General features: G+C 67.2%; 10 protein-coding genes. 5 read left to right on the top strand and 5 right to left on the bottom strand.

Annotated features, from left to right (window positions below; all coding sequences use genetic code 11):
- Positions 1-128: 128 nt before the first annotated feature.
- The gene (locus tag ABIR74_RS09490; RefSeq protein WP_348177421.1) at positions 129-608 is read right to left on the bottom strand and encodes a hypothetical protein; all 480 of its coding nucleotides are present in this window, start codon (positions 606-608) and stop codon (positions 129-131) included.
- A 45-nt stretch (positions 609-653) separates the two neighbouring features.
- On the opposite strand from ABIR74_RS09490, the gene ABIR74_RS09485 reads away from it, so the two are divergent.
- Positions 654-1076 (top strand): GNAT family N-acetyltransferase, encoded by a 423-nt coding sequence (locus ABIR74_RS09485; RefSeq protein WP_348177419.1) that lies wholly within the window; start codon positions 654-656, stop codon positions 1074-1076.
- An 18-nt stretch (positions 1077-1094) separates the two neighbouring features.
- Here the strand turns inward: ABIR74_RS09485 and ABIR74_RS09480 are convergent, their stop codons facing one another.
- Complete coding sequence (locus ABIR74_RS09480) at positions 1095-2456, bottom strand: glycine--tRNA ligase (RefSeq protein WP_348177417.1); 1362 nt, start codon at positions 2454-2456, stop codon at positions 1095-1097.
- Between the two features lie 54 nt (positions 2457-2510).
- Between ABIR74_RS09480 and ABIR74_RS09475 the strand changes: the two genes are divergently transcribed.
- Together ABIR74_RS09475 and ybaK are read left to right on the top strand one after the other, a co-directional pair.
- Positions 2511-3692: an amidohydrolase gene (locus ABIR74_RS09475; RefSeq protein ID WP_348177415.1), complete on the top strand. Its 1182-nt coding sequence runs from the start codon at positions 2511-2513 to the stop codon at positions 3690-3692.
- Positions 3693-3699: 7 nt separating this feature from the next.
- Positions 3700-4167 carry a Cys-tRNA(Pro) deacylase gene (gene ybaK / locus ABIR74_RS09470; protein ID WP_348177413.1) on the top strand — a complete coding sequence of 156 codons (468 nt, stop codon included), beginning with the start codon at positions 3700-3702 and terminating at the stop codon, positions 4165-4167.
- Between the two features lie 32 nt (positions 4168-4199).
- Here the strand turns inward: ybaK and ABIR74_RS09465 are convergent, their stop codons facing one another.
- The gene (locus ABIR74_RS09465; RefSeq protein ID WP_348177411.1) at positions 4200-5165 is read right to left on the bottom strand and encodes a threonine/serine dehydratase; all 966 of its coding nucleotides are present in this window, start codon (positions 5163-5165) and stop codon (positions 4200-4202) included.
- Between the two features lie 49 nt (positions 5166-5214).
- Here ABIR74_RS09465 and ABIR74_RS09460 point away from each other — a divergent pair, with 49 nt between their 5' ends.
- On the top strand, positions 5215-6060 hold the full coding sequence (locus ABIR74_RS09460) for a pyruvate, water dikinase regulatory protein (RefSeq protein WP_348177409.1): 846 nt from the start codon (positions 5215-5217) through the stop codon (positions 6058-6060).
- The gene (locus ABIR74_RS09455) at positions 6057-6251 is read left to right on the top strand and encodes a hypothetical protein (RefSeq protein ID WP_348177407.1); all 195 of its coding nucleotides are present in this window, start codon (positions 6057-6059) and stop codon (positions 6249-6251) included. The genes ABIR74_RS09460 and ABIR74_RS09455 overlap by 4 nt, the downstream gene beginning before the upstream one ends.
- On the opposite strand, the gene ABIR74_RS09450 is transcribed toward ABIR74_RS09455, so the two are convergent.
- Positions 6232-6750 (bottom strand): shikimate kinase, encoded by a 519-nt coding sequence (locus tag ABIR74_RS09450; protein WP_348177405.1) that lies wholly within the window; start codon positions 6748-6750, stop codon positions 6232-6234. The two genes, ABIR74_RS09455 and ABIR74_RS09450, sit on opposite strands and share 20 nt — an antisense overlap.
- Entirely contained in the window at positions 6747-7430 is a 684-nt protein-coding gene (locus ABIR74_RS09445) for a Type 1 glutamine amidotransferase-like domain-containing protein (RefSeq protein WP_348177403.1), read from the bottom strand. Before ABIR74_RS09445 ends, ABIR74_RS09450 begins: the two co-directional genes overlap by 4 nt.
- Between the last annotated feature and the right edge of the window lie 38 nt (positions 7431-7468).

Here is a 7468-nt window from a genome sequence, read left to right as displayed (position 1 = left end):
AGCAGCCCCTCGTGGGGGACGAGCCCTTCGAGCGACGCGAGAGCGGGAACGAACAACGACTCCGTCGGCAGGGTCATCCCCCTATTGTACCGCACTGGGCGGCGTGTGTCGAGAAAGTGTCCAGTATTCTACCTCTCGTCGAACACCGTCCCTCTGCGCGAAGAGGCGTCGGAATGCCCGGCCACGGCTCGACCGCACTCGTCTCGAGGCGGGATCAGCTCGCGGTTGCGGATCAGCCAGATCCCGATCACGATCGTGAGTGCGAGGATGCCGGCGAGCACGAAGACATCGGCTGGATTGAAAGCGATCAGGCCACGATCGACACCGGCGATGAGCGGGTTTGGAACCTCCATGCTGTTCCAGGCCGCGGAGGAGCTGTTTCCGAGAAGTCCTGCGGCGAGAAGACCGGCAGCCGGCGCGACGAGTGCCGATGGGATCCGGGAGATCGCGATCAGCGCGGCGAACAATCCGAGGGACAGTGCGAGCCATCCGAGCGAGCGCTCGTGATAGGCCCACGGCTCGGTCGGAATGCTCGCCTTCACGAGCAGGTCCGCCGCAGCAAGCGGCAGCGCCACGCAGAGCATGATCCCGACCCTTCCCACGCTCACGACGGTACCGGAGCGGATGTGGCAGCCGGCCGGCAGGATAGGCCCATGGAGCGCCACCTCGACTGCGGATTCGTGCTCGATGACGATCGGCGCCGCATCGACGGGGCGGCCGTACACGCGTTCCTCTCGACCTCGTACTGGGCCGCCGGCCGGAGCCGAGAGCTGATCGACGAGCTCATTGCGACAGCTGCCCGCGTTGTCGGCCTCTACACCCCTGACGGCGGGCAGGTGGGCTTCGCGCGCGTCGTCTCTGACGGCCACACCGTCTCGTACCTTGCCGACGTGTATGTCCGCGAGGAGTTCCGCGGTCGACGCCTCGGGGTCGAGCTCGTCCGGTTCACGGTGGATGAGGGCGCGCTGGCGCAGACCAAGTGGCTTCTGCACACGCGCGACATGCACCGCCTGTACGCAAAGGTCGGCTTCGCGATTCCAGATGGGCGCGCGATGGAGCGCTGGCCGACTCGCTGACCGGCGTGACTCGGCTCCTTACGGGCTGTCGACCTTCGGCGAGCTCCATGGCGCCACGAGGCGATCGAGCACGTGCTCCCGGGCGCGTGCGATCGAGATTCGTTCCTGCGCGAGCGAGTCCCTCTCGCGGATCGTGACCGTGTCGTCCTCGAGCGTCTGGTCGTCGATCGTGAGCGCATACGGCGTTCCGATCTCGTCGTGGCGCCGATACCGACGGCCGATCTGACCGCCATCGTCATACTCGACCGAGATCACCTGGCGCAGCTCCTCGTAGAGCTTCCGTGCGCGGCCCGACATGTCCTCGCTCTTGCCGATCAGCGGCAGCACGGCGGCCTTCACAGGTGCAAGCTGCGGGTGGAGACGGAGCACGGTGCGCTCGCGCTCGGCCACGATCTCCTCGTCGTAGGCGTCGACGAGGAACGCGAGCATCGAGCGGTTTACGCCGAGGGCGGGTTCGATCACGTGCGGCGTGTAGCGGCTGCCGTCCTGCTCGACCCACTCGAGCTTCGTCCCCGATGCGGCGGTGTGCGCCGAGAGGTCGAAGTCGCCCCGATTCGCGATCCCCTCTAGTTCCGACCACCCGATCGGAAAGAGGTACTCGAGATCGCTCGTACCGCTCGAGTAATGCGACAGCTCGTCGGCGTCGTGCGGGCGAATCCGCAGATGGCTCTCGCGGATGCCGTAACGACGATGCCAGGCGTAGCGCTCGTCGACCCAGTAGCGGTACCACTCGTCGGCCTCGGACGGCGGCACGAAGAACTCCATCTCCATCTGCTCGAACTCGAGGGTGCGGAAGATGAAGTTCCCGGGCGTGATCTCGTTGCGGAACGACTTGCCGACCTGGGCGATCCCGAACGGCGGCTTCCGGCGAGCGATCGCCGCGACGTTCTTGAAGTTGATGAAGATGCCCTGGGCGGTCTCGGGCCGAAGGTAGACCGGAACGCCTGTCTCCTCCAGCGCGCCGACACGCGTCTCGAACATGAGGTTGAACTGGCGCGCCCCGGTGAGGTCGCAGTCGGACGTCTCGCCCGGCTTCTTGCTCGGCCGCTGCCCGCATTGCGAGTCCTCGAGATGGTCGGCGCGATAGCGCTTCTTGCAGAACTTGCAGTCGACGAGTGGATCGGAGAAGCCACCGACGTGACCCGAGGCCTTCCACACCTCCGGATGGAGGATGATCGAGGAGTCGAGGGCGACGATGTCGTCCCGTTCCTGCACCATCGAGGACATCCAGCGCTGCTTGATGTTGTCCTTCAGCAGCACGCCGTAGTGCCCGTAGTCGTACGACGAGCCGAGGCCGCCGTAGATCTCGGACGACGGGAAGACGAACCCGCGCCGCTTGCAGAGCGAGACGATCTTGTCCATCGTGACGGCGTCGGCCATGTTCCGAGCCTACCCACGCGCGACGGCCGATGTTCCCGGTAGCTTGCCTCTCGGATGACGACGACGACATCGACTCCGCGCCTCGTCTCGGACGATCTCGAGGCCCGCGCCATCGCCTGGCGCAGGCACCTGCACGCCAATCCAGAGCTATCGTTCGAGGAGCACGAGACGTCGGCCTTCGTCGAGCACACCCTGCGCTCGTTCGGCGATTTCGAGATCTCGCGCCCCGCCGGGACAGCCGTCGTCGCGCGGCTCGAGGGCGCACGCCCGGGCAGAGTCGTCGTCCTCCGCGCCGACATGGATGCGCTGCCGATCACGGAGGAGAACGACCTCCCGTACGTCTCGACCCGCCCCGGTGTGATGCACGCTTGCGGGCATGACGGCCACACGGCGATGCTCCTTGGCGCCGCGCAACTCCTGTGCGAGCGCCGTGACGAATTGGCCGGCGATGTCCGATTCGTCTTCCAGCACGCCGAGGAGCTGCCGCCGGGTGGAGCTCGCGGCGTCGTCGACTCGGGGGCGATCGAAGGCGCCAGCCTGATAGCCGGCGTCCACCTTCTCTCCGGCCTCGAGACGGGAAAGGTCTCGTCGGTCGCTGGGCCGGTGATGGCGGCAGCCGATCTGTTCACGCTCGACATCATCGGGCGTGGCGGCCATGGAGCGAACCCGCACGAGACCGTCGACCCGGTGGTAATCGCAGCACAGGTGGTCACCAACCTCCAGCAGATTGTCGCACGGGAGACGGATCCGTTCGACTCAGTCGTCATCTCGGTGACGACGCTCGCGGCCGGAATCGCCCGCAACGTCATTCCCGGATCCGTGCGACTCGGCGGAACCGTGCGGACGCTCTCGGCGTCCCGTCGAGGCGAAGTGCGCGACGCGATGGAGCGCGTCATTGCCGGCATCACCTCGGCACATCGAGCGACCTACGAATTCTCCTTCGAGGTCGGGTACGACCCGGTTGTCAACGATCACGGTGCCTCGGCCGCCGTCCGTCAGGCAGCGATCATCGAGCTCGGCGAGAGCGCTCTTGTCGAGTTTCCCCCCGTGATGGGCGGCGAGGATTTCTCGGCCTACGGCGAGGTCGCCCCGGCGGCGTTCTTCTGGGTTGGTGCGGGGAACGAGGAGCTCGAGACGACGTTCCCACACCACCACCCGCGGTTCGATATCGACGAGGCTGCGCTGCGCGACGGGATTGCGGTGTTTGTGCGCACGGCGCTCGACGCCCTCCGCTAGGCGCGCCGTGGCGGGGAAGGGTACGCCGGCCATCGTCGCGGCGGAGCGGGCCGGGATACCGTTCGTGGTGCACGAGTACCTTCATGACCCGAAGGCCGCGTCGTACGGCGCGGAAGCGGCCGAGAAGCTCGGGCTGGATCCGGCACGCGTCTTCAAGACGCTCGTTGCCGATGTCGACGGCACGCTCACCGTCGCGATCGTCCCCGTGGAGGCGCAGCTCGACCTGAAGGCGCTCGGTAAGCGCGTCTCGCTGGCCGACGCGAAGCTCGCCGAACGCACAACCGGCTACGTCACCGGGGGAATCAGCCCGCTCGGCCAGCGGAAGCTACTTCCTACCGTGCTCGACGAATCAGCCCTCGCGCTCGAGACGATCCATGTCAGTGCCGGCAGGCGTGGGCTCGAGATCGAGCTGGCGCCGAGGGATCTCCTCGCGCTCACCGGCGGCCGCGCCCTTTCGATCGCAACGCGCCGCTGACGTCCGTCAGGGTCGGGGCCCCGGAGCAGTGCTCACGGGCCTGCGATCACCGCGGCGGCAAACACCGGATCGACGTTGCCTCCGGAGATCACGAGCACGGTTGGCCCATCGACCGCGATCGCCTGGCTCTGCAGCGCGGCGAGCGTCAGTGCACCGGTGGGCTCGACGAGCACCTTCGCCTCGAGGGCAAGCCACCGCATCGCATCCAGCACTGCGTCCTCCGACACGGTGACGATCTGGTCGACAAGGACGGAAATGGTCGCGAAGTTCAGCACTCCGACCTCCTGCGTACGTACTCCGTCGCAGATCGTGCGCGTCACCTTCGCCGCAGGCCAGCTCACGATCCGGCCTTCCCGAAGCGACTGCTGCGCATCGGCCGCGAGCTCCGGCTCGACACCGACGATGCGGGCGTTCGGACAGAGCGCTTTCACCGAGGTCGCGACGCCGGAGACGAGACCGCCGCCGCCGATACAGACGACGACGGTGGTCACCTGTGGGAGCGCCTGAGCGATCTCGAGCCCGACGGTACCTTGCCCCGCGATGATGCGCGCGTCGTCGAACGGTGGGATGTACTCGAGCCCGCGAGTGTCGCGGATCGCCGCTGCCACGCGCTTCCGCTCGTCGGTCGAGTTGCCGCAGCGGACGATCTCCGCACCCCAGGCCGCTGTTCGCAGCACCTTGACGGGAGCGGCGTTCTCCGGCATCACGATCGTCGCAGGCACACCGTGGAGCGCCGCGGCGGCGGCAACGCCCTGCGCGTGGTTGCCGCTCGAGTCTGCGACGACGCCACGCTCGATCGAGCGGAACGGCATCGAGGCGAGCGCGTTGTAGGCACCCCGAAACTTGAACGAGCCGGTGCGCTGCAGGCTCTCGGGCTTGATGTAGACGTCGTCGTCGAGAGGCAGTCGCAGGAGCGGCGTTCGAACGGCGACGCCTTCGAGTCGTTCCGCAGCGGCCTCGACGTCGGCGAGGGAAACGGGAAGCTTCGCTCCGGTCACGCTGGCGATCGTATCCCGGCGGGCAGCCACACCGGATACCCTCCTGCGCGTGGCGACGGAAGAACCGACCCCGGTCGAGCTGCACATCGTCTCGGACTCGACGGGCGAGACCGCGGCACGTCTCGTCCTCGCGCTCGAGGCGCAGTTCCCCGAGCAGGTCTTCAACGAGGTCAGACATCCACGTGTCGAATCGGTCGACGATCTACAGCTCGCTGTGGCGACGGCTCGCGGCCGGCCGGCCGTGATGGTCTACACGCTCGTCGAGCCCGGCTTGCGAGAGGCGATGCGACAGCTCTGCCGACGAGCTCGCGTCCACTACTGCGACCTGCTTGGCCATCCGATCGACTCGATCGCGCGCGTCTCCGGCGTTGCGGCGCGAATGACGCCCGGGGCCAGGCCGCCGCTCGACCAGACGTACTTCAAGCGGATCGAGGCGATCGAGTTCGCGGTCAAGTACGACGACGGCGTCGGCAGCGGCCTCGACGAGGCCGATGTGGTGCTCGTCGGGGTCTCGCGCACGTCCAAGACGCCACTCTCGATCTATCTGGGCTACCTCGGCCATAAGGCGGCCAACGTGCCGATCGTGAAGGGGATCAAGCCGCCGCCCGCGTTGTTCGAGATCGACCCCGCCAAGATCGTCGGGTTGACGATCGAGGCGCAGCGGCTTTCGGAGATTCGCTCCAACCGGGTCGCGGCGATGGGTGGTCCGAAGAAGCGCTATGCCGGCCTCCTCGACGTCTACGAGGAGCTCGACGAGGCGACCGCGATTCATCGGCGTCTCGCCTGTCCTGTCCTCGACGTCTCGGATCTCAGTGTCGAGGAAACTGCCATGCGCGTCATCAAGCTCGTCGCCGACCGCCAGCGTGAGCGCAAACACAAGCCGAAACCGGCGTGAGCAATCGCAGCGTGTGGCGGTCGGAGGGCCGTTCGATCGAGGAGAAGGCCTGGGTGCCGCTCCGCTACTGGGCACTCTGGAGCTTCGGCTTGGCCGTCGCGTTGATGCTGTTCTTCGTCATCCTGACTCCGGTGTGGATCGGGCTTCGTGTTGCCGCGTGGATGGCGGAGTTCAGGGCGCGACGCCGCTGACGAAGGCGTCGACCTCGGGCTGCGTGCGGAGGCGCACGGTCGGGAACGGTGCCAGGCGTTCGGGATAGGTGGTCCGGCGAACGCGGTGCATTCGGAGTGCGAACGGGATCAAAGCATCACGTCCCCAGAGGGCACCCTTCAGGGATTCGCGATTGCCGTTCCAGAGTTCCTCACGCAGAGCGATCCGTCGCAGTGTCCGTAGCAGCAGCCGGGGCAACCACACATGAACCGGAAGGTCGAGCCAGACGACCGTATCGGCCTCGCGGAGGACGACGTCTCCGAGCTTCGAGCTGTAGTTCCCGTCGATGACCCAACCGTCTCCCGAGAGCGTCGGTTCGAGTGCGAGACGGAGGTCATCGTTCGGCGTCTCGTTCCAGTTCGAACCGTGGACGAGCGCGTCGAGCTCGACGAACGGCACCTCGAGCCTGCTGGCGAGCATGCGACCGACGGTCGTCTTCCCGTTCCCGCTGGCCGACGAGATGACCGCGACCTTCCTCACCTGAGCAGGCGAGCGCCGAGAGACTCGACGCCCTGCGCGGCGACTCGATACCCGAGTGCCTGCGGGCGGTCCGCCACGATCTCGCGAAGGTCCGTGCCGTCGTACACGGCTGCAGCGCCGTCGTCGCACGCGATCCCCTCGGGGAATCCCTCCGAGACGAGCCTCGTGTAGACGGGGCGCCGCCGCTCCTCGCCGTCGAAGTGCGGGCAGTAGCTGCCCGCAAGCAGCCCCAGGCCGTCGTCGAGCCCGTCGAGCTCGAGCGAGAACGAGTCGGTGACGCATGCTTCGAACCAGCAGTTCGCGCCCGCCGACACACCGCCCAGTGCGGCTCCGCCTTCCCAGGCTGTCCGCACCGCTGCGTCGATGCCGTGGAGGCGCCACAATGCGAGCATGTTCGCGGTGTTCCCACCCGCGACGACGACCACGTCCGCGGACGAGACGCGCTCGGCAGGGTGGTCCGGGATCCCGAAGAGTCTCACCGCCTCGGCGTCGCACGCACGGTGCGCGAACGCTTGGTGAAACGCGTCGATCGCGCGCTCGGAGTCACCGGCGGCCGTCGCGAGGAAGATCACGCGCGGCCGGGGACGCGGTGAGAGCGAGAGAAGCAAATCGTCGAGGGGCGACCGGATGTCGCCGGTCAGAAAGCCTCCACCACCCATCGCAACGACGTGTCCTGCCACACACCGATTGTCGCAGATCGGTGTTCGGGGTTTTCGTC

Origin of the sequence: Gaiella sp., assembly GCF_039915195.1 — a bacterium.
GTDB lineage: Bacteria > Actinomycetota > Thermoleophilia > Gaiellales > Gaiellaceae > Gaiella.
The sequence above is the reverse complement of the archived record's forward strand: the minus strand, read 5'-3'. Positions and strand labels throughout refer to the sequence as shown.